The following is a 15,323-nucleotide window of genomic DNA, read 5'->3' on the forward strand; positions in this document are numbered from 1 at the left end:
CCGGCCCTGCAACATCCCGATCACGGAGACACCCATGCCCACCATCCTGCGCCACGGCGCACTTTTCCTTGCCGCCATCTGCGCGTCCAGTCACGCCGCCGAACCGTACCCACAACGTCCGGTGACGCTGATCGTGCCCACTGCACCGGCCGGTGGCACGGACACCATCGCGCGCATCATGGCCGAATTCCTCGGAAAGCAACTCGGCCAGCCCTTCGTGGTCGAGAACAAGCCGGGTGCCAACGGCGTGCTGGGCGTGGAGGCCGGCGCCCGGGCGGCACCGGATGGCTACCGGCTGCTGTTCACCTATGCGGCGTCGGTGGTGGTCAATCCCGGCCTCTACCGGAAGCTGCCCTACGACCCGGTCAAAGACCTGGCACCCATCGCCCAGATCGGTCGCGGCGGCAACCTGCTGCTGGTGCGTCCGGACTTTCCAGCCCGCACGCTCGACGAGTTCGTGCGCGAGGTGAAGGCGCATCCCGGCAAGTACAGCTACTGCTCCTGGGGCGCCGGCTCAGGCGGACACCTGGCCATGGAAAGCCTGAAGAAGCAGGCCGGCATCGACATGCTGCATGTGCCCTACAAGGGCACCAGCCCCTGCGTGCAGGACCTGGCGGGCCGGCAGGTGGACGCCGCCTTCGGCGACACCTCGTCGACCATCGAACTGGTCAAGGCGGGGCGCGTGCGCGCCCTGGCCAACAGCGGCCCCAAGCGGCTGCCGATGCTGCCCGACGTGCCCACGATGACGGAAGCCGGCTATCCCTTCACCACCTACAGCTGGTACGGCCTGCTGGCACCCGCGCACACGCCGCCAGACATCATCGGACGCATCAATGCGGCCGTGCAGAAGGCCCTGGTCGACCCCGAGGTGGTGCGGCGCATGCGGGAACTCAACTTCGACGATCTTCCGCAGACCACGCCTGCGCAGTTCGGCGCGGTGATCCGCCAGGATCTCCAGGACTGGCGCGGGCTCATCCGCTCGATCAACCTCAGCCTGGATTGAAAGCCGCCGCGCCCAAAGAAAAGGGGCCCGAAGGCCCCTTGCGGTCTGGCGATGCGCCGGAGGTGCTCAGCGCACCACGGCGATCTGCGTGCGCGCGCCACCCTTGTAGGTGTAGAGCGTCAGCGCGCCGTTCTTGATGTCGCCCTTCTCGTCGAAGGCGATGGGGCCGGTCAGGCCCTTGTATTCGATCTTGCCGACTTCGGGCAGGTACTTGGCGGGGTCGGCCGAGCCGGCCTTGGCCATGGCGGCAGCCAGCACCTGCACGGCGTCGTAGACGTACGGCGCGTAGATCTGCACGTCCACGCCGTTCTTTTCCTTGAACTTGGCCTTCCAGGCGTCCAGCGGCGCCTTGAAGTCGCCGTCCACGCCGCCGGCTTCGGCGCAGTAGACCATCTCTTCGCCGATGGCATCGCCGGCCAGCTTGGCCAGCTCGCCCGTGCACAGGCCGTCGCCGCCCATGAACTTGACGTTCAGGCCCAGCTGCTTGACCTGCTTGAGCATCGGGCCGCCGACGGCGTCCATGCCACCGAAGAACAGGATGTCGGGCTTGGCGCCCTTGAGCTTGGTCAGGATGGCGTTGAAGTCGGTGGACTTGTCGGTGGTGAACTCGCGGCCCACGATCGTGCCGCCGGCGGCCTTGGCGGCCTTCTCGAACTCGTCGGCGACGCCCTGGCCGTAGGCCGTGCGGTCGTCGATCACGGCAATGTTCTTGCCCTTGAGGGTTTCGACGGCGTACTTGCCCAGGGTGCCACCCAGCTGGGTGTCGTCAGCCACCACGCGGAAGGTGGTCTTGAAGCCCTGACGGGTGTACTTGGGGTTGGTCGCGGAGGGGGAGATCTGCGGGATGCCGGCGTCGCTGTAGATCTTGGAGGCGGGGATGGTGGTGCCCGAGTTCAGGTGGCCGACCACGCCGTTGACCTGGCTGTCCACCAGCTTCTGGGCCACGGCCGTGCCCTGCTTCGGATCGCCGGCATCGTCCTCGGCGATCAGCTCGAACTTGGCCGTCTTGTCGCCGATCTTCATGGCCTGGGCATTCAGGTCCTCGATGGCCATCTTGGCGCCCAGTTCGTTGTCCTTGCCCAGGTGGGCGATGGCACCGCTGGTGGGCGCCACGTGGCCGATCTTGACCGTGAGAGTTTCACCCGCCGGAGGCGCAGCAGGCGCGGGCGCCGCCGCCGTGGCTGCCGGGCTCGCTGCGGGTGCTGCGGCTTCTTCCTTCTTGCCACAGGCCACCACCGAGAGTGCAGCCAGGGCGACCGCGGTCCATTTCAATTGCATGAGAAACCTCCAGAACGATGAAGACAGGATTGATGTTGGTCTACCGGTCGATGCAACCGGCGCGCCATGCTGGAGCAAGTTCCAGGCCGACGCACCGGCTGGCGGCACCCGCGCGCCCTCCGACCTGCGGGTCAGTTTAGCCCAACGATGGTGCACGAACCCCGGCGGAAACACGGGGTTGGGCGGCCGAAAGCTCCTCGGCCAGGGCGTTCGAAATGAGCTGCCGCAGCTGGTCTTCGAGACGGTTGCGAAGCACCGGGATCATGGCGTCGAGCTGCTGCTGGACGGCCTGCGAGACGACATCGGTCAGCGCCTCCTCCAGCCGCAGGTCGACGCGCTGGAGCACACGGTGCAGCAGTTCTTCCTCGATCTCGAAGACGTCCTCCGGGCGGATGGCCACCATGGAGGCGGTGGGCGCCGGCTCGGCAGAGGCCTGCGCCACGGACATGGCTTCGGCGGCCGGCGGGACCGTGGCGGCGGGTGCATCGGCCTGGAGCACCGGAGCGGGCGTCTCGGGCCAGACCAGCTCGGGGCCCACCACCGACGGCGCGTCGAGGTCGACCACCGCGGTGAGGGTCGGCACGAAGCGCGGCGGGGTGCGGGGCGGCACGCTCATGCGCTGCGCGATCCCACGTCGTGTCGCGTGATGGCGTAGCCGCGATCCGAATAGTGGCGCCAGCGCGTGCGGCCGGCCAGCCGCTCGTCGTCATCGAGGCCCACCACGTCGATCAGGCGATCGAAGCGCTCGAAGCCCTGCGGCAGGGGCCGACCCAGGTTGAGCATCACCTGCCGGTGGGACGGTGGTTCGCCTTCGGCCAGGCCCAGCAGCACGGCGGAGCGCCCGCGCACATGCACTGGCGCATCGGCCTTGCAGTGCGGGATGAAGTCCGCCGGCGAGAAGCGCCACAGGGCTTCGTCCAGCGCGTCGAGCAGTTCGCCGGGCCCTTGCACCACGACCTGCGCATCGGCGCCGAGCACGGCCTTGCGCAGGAGCCGGCAGGCATGCTGCAGCTTGTCGGCCGTGTTGTAGTGGACGTCGATCTCGGTCACGGGGCGTTACGCTCGGCCTCAGGCCGAGGCTGGCGTCTTGCGGGCGCGCTTGCGCGGCGCCGTCGGCACGGCGCCTGCGGCAGCCTGCGACAGCAGGTAGTCCAGCAGCAGGCCCACGGGACGGCCCGTGGCGCCCTTGGCCGCACCGCTTTTCCAGGCGGTGCCGGCGATGTCCAGGTGCGCCCAGGCGAAGTCGGCGGTGAAGCGCTGCAGGAACTTGGCGGCCGTGATGGCGCCGCCCGCGCGGCCGGCCACGTTGGCGACGTCGGCAAAGCGCGTCTTCAGCCCTTCGGCGTACTCGTCATCCAGCGGCATGCGCCAGCAACGGTCCTGCGCGTTCTCGCCCGCACGCTGCAGGGCTTCGGCCAGGGCATCGTCGCTGGAGAACAGGCCGCTGCGCACGCCGCCCAAGGCCACCACGCAGGCGCCCGTCAGGGTCGCGATGTCGATGACCGCCTTGGGCGAAAAGCGCTTGGCGTAGGTCAGCGCATCGCACAGGATGAGCCGGCCTTCAGCGTCGGTGTTGAGGATCTCGATGGTCTGGCCGTCCATGCTGGTGACCACGTCGCCGGGCTTCACGGCTCGGCCGTCGTTCATGTTCTCGCAGCTGGGAATGAGGCCGACCACGTTGATGGCAGGCTGGATCTCGCCCAGCGCACGGAAGACGCCGAGCACGCTGGCCGCGCCGCCCATGTCGAACTTCATCTCGTCCATCTCGGCCGCGGGCTTGAGCGACACGCCGCCCGTGTCGAAGGTGATGCCCTTGCCAACCAGCACCTGCGGCGCCACGTCCTTGGCCGCGCCCTGGTAGCGCAGCACGATGAAACGCAGCGGCTGTTCGGACCCCTGCGCGACGGCCATGAAGGCGCCCATGCCGAGCTTGGCCACCTCGCGCGGACCGAGCACCTCGACCTTGAGCTTGGAGCCGCGGGCCAGCGACTGCGCGGCCTCGGCCAGCATCGTGGGCGTGGAGTGGTTGCCCGGACGGTTGGCCCATTCCTTGGCGAACTCGATGCCCCGCACCGTGGCGCGAGCGACGTCGAAGCCGGCCTGAAGGCCGGAGGCATCGGCCACGCCCAGCACGAGCTGGCGGATGGTGCGCGGCTCGGGCTTGGACTGTGTGGTGGTGTAGACGTAGCTCGCGTCGGCGGCGGCGAGCATCGCCGCATGCAGGGCCCGGGCATCGACGGCGCCCGCGAAGACCATCGCCAGCTTCTTGGGCGCGGCGGACTTGACCGCCTGCAGGGCCGCACCGACGGCACTGCGAACAGCCGTGGACGAAAGATCACCGGCAGAGCACAGCACGAGCCGCATCGCCGAGACGTCGGCCGCCCCATAGGCCTCGACCAGCTTGCCCGGCTTGCCCTTCAGGTCGCCGGCCTTGCGGGCCTGGGCCAGCAGCCGCGACACGCCGTCGCTGCCCTCGCCCTTGAAGTCGTCATGCACGAGGACGACGAGTGCGTCGGCCTTTTCCGAGGCAGCCTGCGCGAGGCCGAGGGTCTTGAGTTGGAAGTCCATAATCCGTCTTTTCGCTCGGACGATGTTATTCCATTCCACTTTGCGCAAGGAGCTGTCGCGCAGCTTCGGGGCCACGCTGGTGGTGCTGATCGCGATCGTGATGACGATCATCCTGATCCGCACGCTGGGCCTCGCCTCGCGCGGCAGCGTCAATCCCTCCGAGGTGTTCCTGGTGATGGCCTATACGGTGATCGGCTACATGCCGACCATCCTCAGCCTGAGCCTGTTCATCTCGATCGTCGGCACGCTCTCGCGCATGTACCGCGACAGCGAGATGGTCATCTGGTTCTCGGCGGGTCGCGGCCTGGCGGACTTCATCTCGCCCTTGCTGCGCTTCGCCTGGCCGGTGCTGCTGCTGATCGCCGTGCTGTCGCTCGTTGGCTGGCCCTGGGCCAACTCGCAGACGCAGGGCATGCGTGACCAGTACGAGCGCCGCGGCGACCTCGACCGCGTGGCGCCCGGACAGTTCCAGGAATCGGCGGCCCGCAACCGCGTGTTCTACATCGACAAGGACTCGCCGGACGCCACCTCGGCCTCCAACGTCTTCATCTCCTCGCTGGAGCGCAACCAGCAGATCATCACCTCGGCCCAGAGCGGCAAGGTGGAGACCCTCATGGGCGGCCGCTACCTGGTCCTGTCCAACGGCCAGCGGCTGGAGCGCAGCTTCGACAACAGCGACCTGAAGATCAGCGAATTCGGCACCTACGGCGCGCGCATGGGCAACGACAGCCCCTTGCCGGGCGAGACCGTTGCGCCGAAGGCGCTGTCCACGCTCGCTCTGCTCGCATCGCCTTCGCTGCCCAACCAGGGCGAGCTCGGCTGGCGCGTGGGCATGGTGTTGGCCGCCGTGAACTTCGTGCTGCTGGCGCTGGTGGTGTCCAACGTCAACCCGCGGGTGGGGCGCAGCGGCAACCTGCTGTTCGCCCTGTTCTGCTTCGTCATCTACTTCAACCTGCTCAACCTGGGCCAAAGCTGGGTGGGCAACGGCCGCTTCTCGCTGCCGGGCTTCCTGGTGGTGCTGCATGGCGGCATGCTCGTGGGCATGCTGCTGTGGATCGCCCTTCGCCACAACAGCTGGCGGCGTCCGCGCCCGCGCGCCGCCACATCCTGAACGCATGAGAACGCTGCGCCGCCTGATCTACGCCGAGGCGATCAAGTCGATCGCCTTCGTCACGCTGGGCTTCCTGAGCCTGTTCTTCTTCTTCGACTTCGTGGACGAGCTGTCCTCGGTGGGCAAAGGCACCGTGGCACCTTACGGCCTGCCCCAGGCCCTGCTCTACGTCACGCTGCTGGTGCCCAGCCACCTCTACGAACTGCTTCCGATCGCGGTGCTGATCGGCAGCATCTTCGTGATGGCCAATCTGGCGCGCAGTTCGGAATACACGATCCTGCGCACCAGCGGCCTCGGTCCATGGCGAGCCTTGCGCATGCTGCTGACGCTGGGCCTCGGCTTCGTGGTGCTGACCTTTGCGGTGGGCGACTACGTGGCGCCGCTGTCCGACCGTGCGGCGCAGTTGCTCAAGTCCCGCTATCAGGGCTACCTGGCGACGGCCGGCCTCACGGGCGGCTGGCTGAAGGAGCGGCAGGGCGACCATTCCTACGCGGTCAACGTGGTGTCCATCGACCGCGACGGCACGCTGAAGCTGCCGCGCGTGTTCGAGTTCGACGACCGCGGCTTCCTGCGCTCGCTGACCACGGCCGACACGGCGCGCATCGTCGCAGGCGGCTGGGTGCTGCAGAACGCCCAGCGCCAGGAGTTCCAGACCGCGCCCGGCACGACGTCGCCCAAGGTGATCAATGTTCACCAGCCGCTGCTGGCTTGGCAGACCGGCCTGACCACGGACATGGTGGCGGTCGCACTGCTCAAGCCGGAGCGCATGCGCACGGTCGACCTGTTCGAGTACACGCGCCACCTGGATGCCAACGGCCAGGCCACCCAGCGCTACAAGATCGAGTTCTGGCGCAAGGTGTTCTATCCGCTGTCCTGCCTGGTGATGGTGGTGCTGGCCCTGCCCTTCGCCTACCTGCACTTCCGCCAGAGCGGCATCGCCGGCTATGTGTTCGGCGGCGTGATGATCGGCATCAGCTTCTTCCTGCTGAACAACGTATTCGGTTACATCGGCAATCTGCGCGACTGGTGGCCGTGGGCCACGGCGGCGGCGCCGGGCCTTCTGTATTCGCTGATGTCGCTGGGCGCCTTCGGCTGGCTGGTGCTGCGGCGATGACGATGCACGGCATCGTCCTCTTCGCCCATGGCTCGCGCGACGCGCAGTGGCGCGAGCCGGTGGAGGCCGTGGCGCGTCGCGTCGCCGAGCAGGCGCCGGACGCGCGCGTGCGCTGCGCCTATCTGGAACTGGTCGCGCCCGACCTGCCGGCGGCGGTGGCGGAACTCGTGGCCGAGGGCGTGGCCAGCATCCACGTCGTGCCGCTCTTCCTGGGCATGGGCCGCCATGCGCGGGAAGACCTGCCGCTGCTCATGGCCGAACTGCGCCAGAAGCACCCCGCCGTGCAGTTCACCCAGGCCCCAGCCGTGGGCCAGGATCCGGCCGTCATCGACCTGCTGGCCCGGCTGGCGCTCCAACCACTTCAATAGATTCATAAGGCATAATGAATCTCGATAAACATCGGGATTTGTTATGAACCTTCACCAGTTCAAGTTCGTTCAGGAGGCGGTGCGCCGCAACCTGAACCTGACCGAAGCCGCCAAGGCGCTGCACACCTCGCAGCCCGGCGTCTCCAAGGCCATCATCGAACTGGAAGAAGAGCTGGGCGTGGAGATCTTCGCGCGCCATGGCAAGCGCCTGAAGCGCGTCACCGAGCCCGGGCAGCACGTGATCGCCAGCATCGAGCTGATCATGCGCGAGGTGGGCAATCTGCGCCGCATCGGCGAGCAGTTCAGCGCGCAGGACAGCGGCACGTTGTCCATCGCCACCACGCACACCCAGGCCCGCTACGTGCTGCCCGTCCCCGTGGTCAAGCTGCGCGAGGCCTATCCCAAGGTCAACGTCAGCCTGCACCAGGGCTCGCCGGCACAGGTGGCCCAGATGGTGCTCGACGAAGTGGCGGAGGTCGGCGTCGCCACCGAATCGCTGGACGATTACGACGGCCTCGTCACCCTGCCCTGCTACGAATGGCAGCACGTGCTGGTGCTGCCCAAGGACCATCCCCTGGCCGCCAAGGAGCGCGTGAACCTGGAGGACCTGGCGGCCGAGCCGATCATCACCTACCACCCTTCCTTCACGGGCCGTACGCGCATCGACCATGCCTTCGCGCAGAAGAAGCTGTCGCCGCGCATCGCGCTGGAGGCCATCGACTCCGATGTCATCAAGACCTATGTGCGTCTGGGCCTGGGCGTGGGCATCGTGGCCGAGATGGCCGTCCGCGAGGACAACAACGAGGACCTCGTGGTGCGGCCCATGGGCCAGGTGATCGGCCAGAACGTCGCCCGCATCGCCTTCAAGCGCGGCGCCTACCTGCGCAACTTCGTCTTCAAGTTCGCCGAGCTGCTGTCGGACCGGCTGGACCGCAACCTCATCGCCAAGGCCCTGAGCGGCCATTACGACGACTACGAACTCTGATTCCGCCGCATCGCGCCTTCACTGCCATGACCGCTCCCCGAACGCCCGAGCCGGGCACCAAGCTGCCCGCCGTGGGCACCACCATCTTCACCGTGATGTCCGCCCTGGCGACCGAGCACGGCGCCGTCAACCTGGGCCAGGGCTTCCCGGATTTCGGCTGCGACCCGAAGCTGCTGGACGCCGTCACGGCCGCCATGGCCGCCGGCCACAACCAGTACCCGCCGATGACCGGCGTGCCGCTGCTGCGCGAGCGCATCGCCGCCAAGATCGAGGCGCTCTACGGCCGGCGCTACGACGCCGGCACCGAGATCACCGTCACGGCCGGGGCTACGCAGGCCATCATCACCGCCATCCTGGCGCTGGTGCGGCCGGGCGACGAGGTGATCGTGCTGGAGCCCTGCTACGACAGCTACGTGCCCAACATCGAACTGGCCGGCGGCACGGTGGTGCGCGTGCCACTGGTGCCCGGCAGCTTCCGGCCCGACTTCGACCGCATCGCCGCCGCGCTGACGCCGCGCACGCGCGCGATCCTGATCAACACGCCGCACAACCCGAGCGGCACCGTGTGGACCGCCGACGAGATGCGCCAGCTCGAAGCCCTGCTCGCGCCCACCGACGTGTTCGTGATCAGCGACGAGGTCTACGAGCACATGGTCTACGACGGTGCCCTGCACCAGAGCGTGGCCCGCTTCCCGGCACTGGCGGCGCGCAGCCTGATCGTCAGCAGCTTCGGCAAGACCTACCACGTCACCGGCTGGAAGGTCGGCTACGTGGCCGCGCCGGCCGTGCTCACGGCCGAGTTCCGCAAGGTGCACCAGTTCAACGTGTTCACGGTCAACACGCCCATGCAGCATGCGCTGGCGCATTACATGGCCGATGCGGCGCCCTATGTGGACCTGCCGGCCTTCTACCAGCGCAAGCGCGATCTGTTCGCCGAAGGCCTGGCACGCACCCGCCTGCGGCTGCTGCCCAGCGAGGGCAGCTACTTCCAGTGCGTGGACATCTCGGCGGTCAGCGACTTGTCGGAGTCCGACTTCTGCCAGTGGCTCACGCGCGAGATCGGCGTGGCGGCGATCCCGCTGTCGGCCTTCTATGGCGATGGCTTCGACCAGCGCGTGGTGCGCTTCTGCTATGCCAAGCGCGATGAGACGCTGCGCGATGCGCTGACGAGGCTGGCAAAACTCTGACACCCGACCGCGGCGAGGGCCTGACAGCGCAAGGGGCCCGCCGCCGTCTGCCCGGCCCCTTCGACATGCGCAGCATCCGCTCTGTCAACAACTCACAGAGCTCGGAGCTACGCCATGTCCCTTTCCTTCATCCTGCTCATCGTCCTGATCCTGCTGCTGATCGGCGCCCTGCCCAGCTGGGGTTACAGCCGCAGCTGGGGCTACGGCCCGAGCGGCGGCCTGGGTCTGGTGCTCGTGATCGTGATCGTGCTGCTGCTCATGGGACGAATCTAGCCCTCCGCGCGCACCACCAAGAAGCCGCCCGCGCGGGCTGGGTCGAAGACCCGGCCGACGCGGGCGGTTTTTCTCGTCGGTCTTTGGCGCAGCTCCGGCGCAAGTCGCTCTCTGCCCGAACCTTGAAGTCCGCTTCGCCCGCGCCGCTCAGGCCAGCGCCCGCACCTGCGACAGGATCAGTTCTCCCACTTGCGCCATGAGTCCGCTCTCGGTGGTCGTAGTCCGGTTCCAGAGGTAGATGGGCCGCGCCGCGGGCGGTCCCGGCCACGGCAACGACACCAGCCCGAAGCGCTGGCTCAGCCGCCGCAAGGGAAAGTCGGGCAGCACCGACAGGTGCCGCCCGCGCGCCAGCATCTCCAGTAGCACGAAGGCCTCGCCCAGCACCGTCACCTGTGCCCGCATCTGCTGCACGCCGCCGCCCACCAGCATGCTCTGCACGTCCTGGTCGAAGGGCGATGCGGTCCCCAGGCTGATCCAGTCGGCGGCGTCGGCCTCGCCGTGCGCCAGCGATGTCCGCCCGGCGAAAGGATGGCCCGTCCCGCAGTACACGCCCAGGGTGTCGGCCACCAGCAGTCGCCGCTCGATGCCCTGCGGCGGTCGCTCCAGCCAGGAGGGGCCGATGACGAAGTCGTGCTGGCCGTCGATCAACTGCTCAACGAGCACATGGGGCCGGTCGCTGCGCACCGACAGGGCCAGGTCGTCGAAACGGGCCAGCAGGGCGCGCGTCACCTCGTCGAGCACCGCGGCGCCCACCATGGGCCCCGAGCCGATGCGCAACTGGCGCCGGATGCCGCCGCGGTGCCGCGCGCTGACCTCCGCGGCGTCCTTGAGCCGGCGCGCAATGGCCCGCCCCTCGCGCGCCAGCATCTCGCCCAGCGGCGTGCTGCGCACGCCGTAGCGGCTGCGCTCGAAGAGCTGGCCGCCGGCCTGCATCTCCAGCGTCTGCATGTTGTGGGTGAGCGTGGGCTGCGTGAGATGCAGATGCCGGCTCGCCTGGGTGATCGAGCCTTTTTCCAGGATGGTCGCGAGCTGGACCAGGTGCCGAGGATCCATCGGAATTTTTATGGTTGGCGCGTGATTTTCAATTTTACGGATGGGTACATCCTGCCTAAGCTCGGTGGTTGCTCCTCGCAGTGCACGCTGTCATGACCTCCAGACCCAACATCATCTACATCGTCGCCGACGACCTGGGCTATGCCGACCTCGGCTGCTACGGTGGCCGCAGCGCCGACTTCGGCCTCGTCTCCCCGAACATCGACGCCCTGGCCCAAGGCGGCCTGCGCTTCACCGAGGGCTATGCCAACTCGCCCGTCTGCTCGCCCACGCGCTTCGCGCTGATGACCATGCGCTACCAGTACCGCCTGCGCGGCGGCATGGAAGAGCCGATCAACAGCCGCAGCAAGGGCAGCACCACGCTGGGCCTGCCGCCCGAGATGCCCACCCTGCCCTCGCTGCTGCGCGATGCCGGCTACGCCACGGCGTTGATCGGCAAGTGGCACCTGGGCTATCCGCCCAGCTTCGGTCCGCTGCGCTCGGGCTACGACGAGTTCTACGGAATCATGGCCGGCGGTGTGGACTACTTCACCCACTGTTCGGGCCGCGGCGACCACGACCTCTACGTCGGCGAAAGCGAGCACCATGAGACGGGTTACCTCACCGATCTGCTCTCCGCCCGCGCCGTGGGCCATGTGCAGGCCCGCGCGGCCGAGGCCCGCGCCGGCAAGCCCTTCTTCCTGAGCCTTCACTACACGGCGCCGCACTGGCCGTGGGAAACGCGCGACGACGCGCATGTGGCCGCCGAGACCGCCGCCAACCTGTTCCACCTGGACGGCGGCAACATCCACACCTACCGCCGCATGATCCACCACATGGACGAGGGCATCGGCCAATTGGTCGCCACGCTGCGCGCGGAAGGCCTGCTGGAGAACACGTTGATCGTCTTCACCAGCGACAACGGCGGCGAGCGCTTTTCGGACAACTGGCCGCTGGTGGGCGGCAAGATGGACCTGACCGAAGGCGGCATCCGCGTGCCCTGGATCGCACACTGGCCGGCCGCCATTCCCGCTGGCACCACCAGCGCCCAGCACTGCATGACCATGGACTGGTCGGCCACGATGCTGGAGCTGGGCGGCGGTGCGCCGCCTGAGGGCCACACGTTGGATGGCGTCTCGCTGGCGGCCGTGCTGCGCGATCCGTCGCAGGGCTTCGAGCGCCCGCTGTACTGGCGCATGAACCACCGCGGCCAGCGTGCCCTGCGCCGTGGGCCCTGGAAGTACCTCAAGGTCGACGAGCACGAGTACCTCTTCGACCTGCGCGCCGACGAGCGCGAGCGCGCCAACCTGGCGACGCGCGAACCCGCACGCTTCCAGGCGCTACGCGAGGACTGGCTCGCCTGGAACGAATCCGTGCCCGCCATCCCCGACGACGCGGCCGTGAGCCTGGGCTATTCGTACCGCGACATGCCGCAGCGCTGAGCGTTGCGCCCCCTCGACATCCAAGGAGACAGACCATGACCCCTTCAACCCGCTCGGCCGTCGCCCGCCGTACGGCGATCGCCGCCTGCCTGGCATTCGGCGCCTTCGCCGGCGTCGGTGCCCATGCCCAGGCCTGGCCCACCAAGACGATCAAGATGATCGCGCCCTCCACCCCAGGCGGCCCACCCGACGTCTATGCCCGGGCACTGGCCGACCTCATGTCGCGCGACCTGGGCCAGCCCATCGTGGTCGAGAATTCGCCGGCCGTGGGCGGCATGGTGGCCGCACAGCAGATGCTGCGCGCGCCCGCCGATGGCTACACGCTGATGGTCAGCACGGCCGGCATGCTGACCATCACGCCCAACGCCAACCCCAGGGCCAAGTACACGCCTGCCGACTTCACGCCCATCTGCCAGGGCGTGGACGCCGGCCTCGTGCTCGCCAGCCATCCGTCGCTAGGGCCGAAGGACTTCAAGAGCCTGCAGCAGTGGCTCAAGGCCGAGAAGACGCCGCCCACCTATTCGTCGTATTCGCCGGGCTCGCCGGCGCACTTCCTGGGCTTTCAACTGAGCGAAGCGCTGAACGTGCCCATGACGCATGTGCCCTACCGCAGCAGCCCGCAGCAGATCACCGACATGGTGGGCGGCATGGCGCCGCTGGGTTTCGTGCAGATCGCCACCGCCACGCCGCAGATCAAGGCAGGCAAGCTGCTCGCCTTCGCCACCACCGCGCCGACGCGTGCTCCCGAGCTGCCCGACGTGCCCACGGTGCGCGAACTCGGCCTGCCGCAGCTGGAGACCACCGTGTGGTTCGGCCTGAACGGCCCACCCGGCCTGCCCGCACCCATTGTCAAACGGCTTACCGAGGCGCACCGCAAGGTGCTGGCCTCGCCGGAGTTCCGCAGCCGCATGGCGCTTTCGGGCCTTGCGCCCTCGCCCGACATCTGCGGCGACGCCTTCCTCAAGAAGATGAACGACGAGTCCGCGCGATGGGCGCGCATCGTCAAGGCCACCGGCTTCGTGGCCGACTGAGGCGGCAGTCAGCCGGCACACACGGATACTCGGGCGATGGCCGAAAACGACACTGAACACAAGGCAGGCCCCGCCCCCCGCACCCAGCCCCGGCCGGCATGGCGCTCCAGCGGCGAAGAGCCGGACTACCGGTTCACGCTCGCCAACGAGCGCACCTTCCTGGCCTGGGTCCGCACGGCGCTGGCGGTGCTGGCGGCGGGCGTGTTGCTCGACCAGTTCTCCACCAAGTTACAGCCCCATCTGCTGGTGGTCGGCACCGCCATCCTGCTGTGCGTGGTGGCCGGCACGCTGGCCTCGCTGGCCTACACGCGCTGGCGCGACAACGAGGTCTCGATGCGGCACCGCGGTGCACTTCCCCATTCGCGCATGCTGGCCATCCTGACAGTGGCCGTGGTGCTCATCTGCGCGGTGCTCGCCGTGCTGATGGCCTGGGCCATCGCCATCCATCGCGCCTGAATGTCCACCGCCGCCGGCCGCGACCCGGGCCTGCAGCCTGAGCGCACCACGCTGTCCTGGACGCGGACCGCCGCCGGCCTGCTGCTGAATGCCGTGCTCAATCTGCGCAGCGGCTATGTGCACGACTCGGTGCCGCTGCTGGTGCTCTCCGGCGCGCTGGTCGTGGCTGCCGCGGCCGTCTTCAGCTTCGGCCGGCTGCGGCGGCGCCAATTGTCGGAGCATGGGCCCGAAGCCCTGGCCGATCCGCTGGCCATGCGCGCCGTGACGGCGGCCACGCTGCTGGCCTCGGCGACCGGCCTGGCTTCGATCCTGCTCGGCCACTGGCACTGACGCGCCCTAGATCAGGAGCCGCGCAATCGCGGGCGTCGGCCCTAAAAACAGAAAGCCGGCATGCTTTCGCATACCGGCTTCCGGGTTACCCGAAGGCATCCGCCCCGCCCTCGCCCGCTGACAACGGGCGTCGTGCTGGGCGGCGTCTATTACAGAGCCGCCTTGCGGTAGACCGACAGGCTGCCTTGCGTGTATTGCGTCGGGATCGTGCTGTTCACGAAGGCCTTGGCGTCCAGGTTGGACGTGGGATTGTGGGCAGCGGCCACGGCTTCGGTCTGGACGGCGGTGCGGCTGCGGGGAGCGGCGGGGGCCACGGCGACTTGCTGGCCAACGTATTCCAGGTTCTGCTCGGCGCGAGCAGCTTGCACGCCCTGGGCGTTCACTTCGGCGCGGCTGAAGGCCGACACGGGGGCGACGACGCCTTGGTATTCCTCGGCGCTGGCGCCGGCAACGGCGGCGAACGACAGGGCGGCGAGGGCGATGATCTTCGAGGTCTTGGTCATGATTTTTCTCCTAAGCAGAGCGTTGAACAGAGCGGGCGGGGCACCTGCCTCACCGGCTTCGGGTCTGCGTTCAATCGCTGGCCCGTGAGATGAATTGTGGACCGCCGACCCAGGGAAAACCCGAGGCATTGCCGAACGTGGTGTTCCGCCGCAAGAAACAATCCCTGTCTACCGCGGGCCGCTGGCGCGCGCTGACGCGAGGCAACCCTGCCCGGTCGCGGCCCGCTGCGCACGCGGGTGCCTTTCGTAGGCCCAGTGCAAGCCCCACGAACACGCGCGACTGATTCAATAACTCTTGTATCATCGAACAATGACCGAAAGCGAAGCCGTATCCGCCCTCGCCGCCCTGGCCCATCCGCAAAGGCTGCGGGCGTTCCGCGCGCTGGTCGTGGCCGGGCCTCAGGGAGCGACGCCCAGCACGCTGGCCGATCAGCTCGATGTGGCACGCAATACCTTGTCCTTCCATCTGAAGGAACTGGCCCATGCCGCCCTGGTGACGATCGAGCCCCAGGGCCGCAACCTGGTCTATCGCGCCGATTTCGCCCGCATGAACGATCTGCTGGGCTACATGACCGAGCACTGCTGTCAGGGCGAAGCCTGCGACGTCGTCGCCGCAGCGCCCAGGTGCACCGCCTGCTGAGT

At 68.2% G+C, this 15,323-nt stretch carries 18 protein-coding genes; 12 read left to right on the top strand and 6 right to left on the bottom strand.

What is annotated here, in order from left to right; translation table 11 throughout:
* Positions 1 to 34: 34 nt before the first annotated feature.
* Positions 35 to 1,003 carry a Bug family tripartite tricarboxylate transporter substrate binding protein gene (locus tag ABIC63_RS16560; RefSeq protein WP_354320553.1) on the top strand — a complete coding sequence of 323 codons (969 nt, stop codon included), beginning with the start codon at positions 35 to 37 and terminating at the stop codon, positions 1,001 to 1,003.
* Positions 1,004 to 1,069: 66 nt separating this feature from the next.
* Here the strand turns inward: ABIC63_RS16560 and ABIC63_RS16565 are convergent, their stop codons facing one another.
* From ABIC63_RS16565 to ABIC63_RS16580, 4 genes are all read right to left on the bottom strand, one after another.
* Positions 1,070 to 2,281, bottom strand: coding sequence for a branched-chain amino acid ABC transporter substrate-binding protein (locus ABIC63_RS16565; RefSeq protein WP_354320554.1), 1,212 nt, complete (start codon positions 2,279 to 2,281; stop codon positions 1,070 to 1,072).
* A gap of 136 nt (positions 2,282 to 2,417) precedes the next feature.
* Positions 2,418 to 2,897 (bottom strand): hypothetical protein, encoded by a 480-nt coding sequence (locus ABIC63_RS16570; protein ID WP_294365434.1) that lies wholly within the window; start codon positions 2,895 to 2,897, stop codon positions 2,418 to 2,420.
* The gene (locus ABIC63_RS16575) at positions 2,894 to 3,331 is read right to left on the bottom strand and encodes a DNA polymerase III subunit chi (protein WP_354320555.1); all 438 of its coding nucleotides are present in this window, start codon (positions 3,329 to 3,331) and stop codon (positions 2,894 to 2,896) included. Before ABIC63_RS16575 ends, ABIC63_RS16570 begins: the two co-directional genes overlap by 4 nt.
* 18 nt (positions 3,332 to 3,349) lie before the next feature.
* Positions 3,350 to 4,849, bottom strand: a complete 1,500-nt coding sequence (locus ABIC63_RS16580; protein ID WP_354320556.1) for a leucyl aminopeptidase — start codon at positions 4,847 to 4,849, stop codon at positions 3,350 to 3,352.
* A gap of 22 nt (positions 4,850 to 4,871) precedes the next feature.
* On the opposite strand from ABIC63_RS16580, the gene lptF reads away from it, so the two are divergent.
* The 6 genes from lptF to ABIC63_RS16610 all read left to right on the top strand — a co-directional run bounded on the left by lptF (position 4,872) and on the right by ABIC63_RS16610 (position 9,887).
* Positions 4,872 to 5,960 carry an LPS export ABC transporter permease LptF gene (gene lptF, locus ABIC63_RS16585; RefSeq protein ID WP_354320557.1) on the top strand — a complete coding sequence of 363 codons (1,089 nt, stop codon included), beginning with the start codon at positions 4,872 to 4,874 and terminating at the stop codon, positions 5,958 to 5,960.
* Positions 5,961 to 5,964: 4 nt separating this feature from the next.
* Entirely contained in the window at positions 5,965 to 7,074 is a 1,110-nt protein-coding gene (gene lptG, locus ABIC63_RS16590) for an LPS export ABC transporter permease LptG (RefSeq protein WP_354320558.1), read from the top strand.
* Positions 7,071 to 7,442 carry a sirohydrochlorin chelatase gene (locus tag ABIC63_RS16595; protein WP_294365417.1) on the top strand — a complete coding sequence of 124 codons (372 nt, stop codon included), beginning with the start codon at positions 7,071 to 7,073 and terminating at the stop codon, positions 7,440 to 7,442. Before lptG ends, ABIC63_RS16595 begins: the two co-directional genes overlap by 4 nt.
* Positions 7,443 to 7,485: 43 nt before the next feature.
* Positions 7,486 to 8,427 carry a CysB family HTH-type transcriptional regulator gene (locus ABIC63_RS16600; protein WP_234191764.1) on the top strand — a complete coding sequence of 314 codons (942 nt, stop codon included), beginning with the start codon at positions 7,486 to 7,488 and terminating at the stop codon, positions 8,425 to 8,427.
* 26 nt (positions 8,428 to 8,453) lie between these two features.
* Positions 8,454 to 9,614, top strand: coding sequence for a pyridoxal phosphate-dependent aminotransferase (locus tag ABIC63_RS16605; protein ID WP_294365407.1), 1,161 nt, complete (start codon positions 8,454 to 8,456; stop codon positions 9,612 to 9,614).
* A gap of 114 nt (positions 9,615 to 9,728) precedes the next feature.
* Entirely contained in the window at positions 9,729 to 9,887 is a 159-nt protein-coding gene (locus ABIC63_RS16610) for a DUF3309 family protein (RefSeq protein ID WP_017761920.1), read from the top strand.
* Positions 9,888 to 10,034: 147 nt separating this feature from the next.
* Here the strand turns inward: ABIC63_RS16610 and ABIC63_RS16615 are convergent, their stop codons facing one another.
* Complete coding sequence (locus tag ABIC63_RS16615; RefSeq protein ID WP_294365397.1) at positions 10,035 to 10,940, bottom strand: LysR family transcriptional regulator; 906 nt, start codon at positions 10,938 to 10,940, stop codon at positions 10,035 to 10,037.
* 92 nt (positions 10,941 to 11,032) lie between these two features.
* Between ABIC63_RS16615 and ABIC63_RS16620 the strand changes: the two genes are divergently transcribed.
* Genes ABIC63_RS16620 through ABIC63_RS16635 form a run of 4 tightly spaced genes read left to right on the top strand, consistent with a single transcriptional unit; the run spans position 11,033 to position 14,178 of the window.
* The gene (locus tag ABIC63_RS16620; protein WP_354320559.1) at positions 11,033 to 12,361 is read left to right on the top strand and encodes a sulfatase family protein; all 1,329 of its coding nucleotides are present in this window, start codon (positions 11,033 to 11,035) and stop codon (positions 12,359 to 12,361) included.
* 35 nt (positions 12,362 to 12,396) lie between these two features.
* Positions 12,397 to 13,392, top strand: a complete 996-nt coding sequence (locus ABIC63_RS16625; RefSeq protein WP_354320560.1) for a Bug family tripartite tricarboxylate transporter substrate binding protein — start codon at positions 12,397 to 12,399, stop codon at positions 13,390 to 13,392.
* A 36-nt stretch (positions 13,393 to 13,428) separates the two neighbouring features.
* A complete protein-coding gene (locus ABIC63_RS16630) occupies positions 13,429 to 13,848 on the top strand; it encodes a YidH family protein (protein ID WP_354320561.1) in 420 nt (139 codons plus the stop codon).
* Positions 13,849 to 14,178: a DUF202 domain-containing protein gene (locus tag ABIC63_RS16635; RefSeq protein WP_294365386.1), complete on the top strand. Its 330-nt coding sequence runs from the start codon at positions 13,849 to 13,851 to the stop codon at positions 14,176 to 14,178. It abuts the gene before it with no gap.
* A gap of 149 nt (positions 14,179 to 14,327) precedes the next feature.
* Here ABIC63_RS16635 and ABIC63_RS16640 read toward each other — a convergent pair whose 3' ends face one another.
* Positions 14,328 to 14,681 carry an alpha/beta hydrolase gene (locus ABIC63_RS16640; protein WP_294365383.1) on the bottom strand — a complete coding sequence of 118 codons (354 nt, stop codon included), beginning with the start codon at positions 14,679 to 14,681 and terminating at the stop codon, positions 14,328 to 14,330.
* A 310-nt stretch (positions 14,682 to 14,991) separates the two neighbouring features.
* On the opposite strand from ABIC63_RS16640, the gene ABIC63_RS16645 reads away from it, so the two are divergent.
* Complete coding sequence (locus tag ABIC63_RS16645; RefSeq protein WP_354320562.1) at positions 14,992 to 15,321, top strand: ArsR/SmtB family transcription factor; 330 nt, start codon at positions 14,992 to 14,994, stop codon at positions 15,319 to 15,321.
* The last annotated feature ends 2 nt before the right edge of the window (positions 15,322 to 15,323 follow it).

It is taken from the genome of Pseudacidovorax sp. 1753 (genome assembly GCF_040544975.1).
GTDB lineage: Bacteria > Pseudomonadota > Gammaproteobacteria > Burkholderiales > Burkholderiaceae_C > Xenophilus.

What these genes read in the sequence shown, in the direction of transcription:
- ABIC63_RS16640 (WP_294365383.1), bottom strand. Translation starts at nt 14,681, where the DNA reads ATGACCAAGACCTCGAAGATCATCGCCCTCGCCGCCCTGTCGTTCGCC.
- ABIC63_RS16570 (WP_294365434.1), bottom strand. Translation starts at nt 2,897, where the DNA reads ATGAGCGTGCCGCCCCGCACCCCGCCGCGCTTCGTGCCGACCCTCACC.
- ABIC63_RS16615 (WP_294365397.1), bottom strand. Translation starts at nt 10,940, where the DNA reads ATGGATCCTCGGCACCTGGTCCAGCTCGCGACCATCCTGGAAAAAGGC.
- ABIC63_RS16595 (WP_294365417.1), top strand. Translation starts at nt 7,071, where the DNA reads ATGACGATGCACGGCATCGTCCTCTTCGCCCATGGCTCGCGCGACGCG.
- ABIC63_RS16610 (WP_017761920.1), top strand. Translation starts at nt 9,729, where the DNA reads ATGTCCCTTTCCTTCATCCTGCTCATCGTCCTGATCCTGCTGCTGATC.
- ABIC63_RS16565 (WP_354320554.1), bottom strand. Translation starts at nt 2,281, where the DNA reads ATGCAATTGAAATGGACCGCGGTCGCCCTGGCTGCACTCTCGGTGGTG.
- ABIC63_RS16630 (WP_354320561.1), top strand. Translation starts at nt 13,429, where the DNA reads ATGGCCGAAAACGACACTGAACACAAGGCAGGCCCCGCCCCCCGCACC.
- ABIC63_RS16600 (WP_234191764.1), top strand. Translation starts at nt 7,486, where the DNA reads ATGAACCTTCACCAGTTCAAGTTCGTTCAGGAGGCGGTGCGCCGCAAC.
- lptF (WP_354320557.1), top strand. Translation starts at nt 4,872, where the DNA reads ATGTTATTCCATTCCACTTTGCGCAAGGAGCTGTCGCGCAGCTTCGGG.
- ABIC63_RS16620 (WP_354320559.1), top strand. Translation starts at nt 11,033, where the DNA reads ATGACCTCCAGACCCAACATCATCTACATCGTCGCCGACGACCTGGGC.
- ABIC63_RS16645 (WP_354320562.1), top strand. Translation starts at nt 14,992, where the DNA reads ATGACCGAAAGCGAAGCCGTATCCGCCCTCGCCGCCCTGGCCCATCCG.
- ABIC63_RS16560 (WP_354320553.1), top strand. Translation starts at nt 35, where the DNA reads ATGCCCACCATCCTGCGCCACGGCGCACTTTTCCTTGCCGCCATCTGC.
- ABIC63_RS16635 (WP_294365386.1), top strand. Translation starts at nt 13,849, where the DNA reads ATGTCCACCGCCGCCGGCCGCGACCCGGGCCTGCAGCCTGAGCGCACC.
- ABIC63_RS16580 (WP_354320556.1), bottom strand. Translation starts at nt 4,849, where the DNA reads ATGGACTTCCAACTCAAGACCCTCGGCCTCGCGCAGGCTGCCTCGGAA.
- lptG (WP_354320558.1), top strand. Translation starts at nt 5,965, where the DNA reads ATGAGAACGCTGCGCCGCCTGATCTACGCCGAGGCGATCAAGTCGATC.
- ABIC63_RS16625 (WP_354320560.1), top strand. Translation starts at nt 12,397, where the DNA reads ATGACCCCTTCAACCCGCTCGGCCGTCGCCCGCCGTACGGCGATCGCC.
- ABIC63_RS16605 (WP_294365407.1), top strand. Translation starts at nt 8,454, where the DNA reads ATGACCGCTCCCCGAACGCCCGAGCCGGGCACCAAGCTGCCCGCCGTG.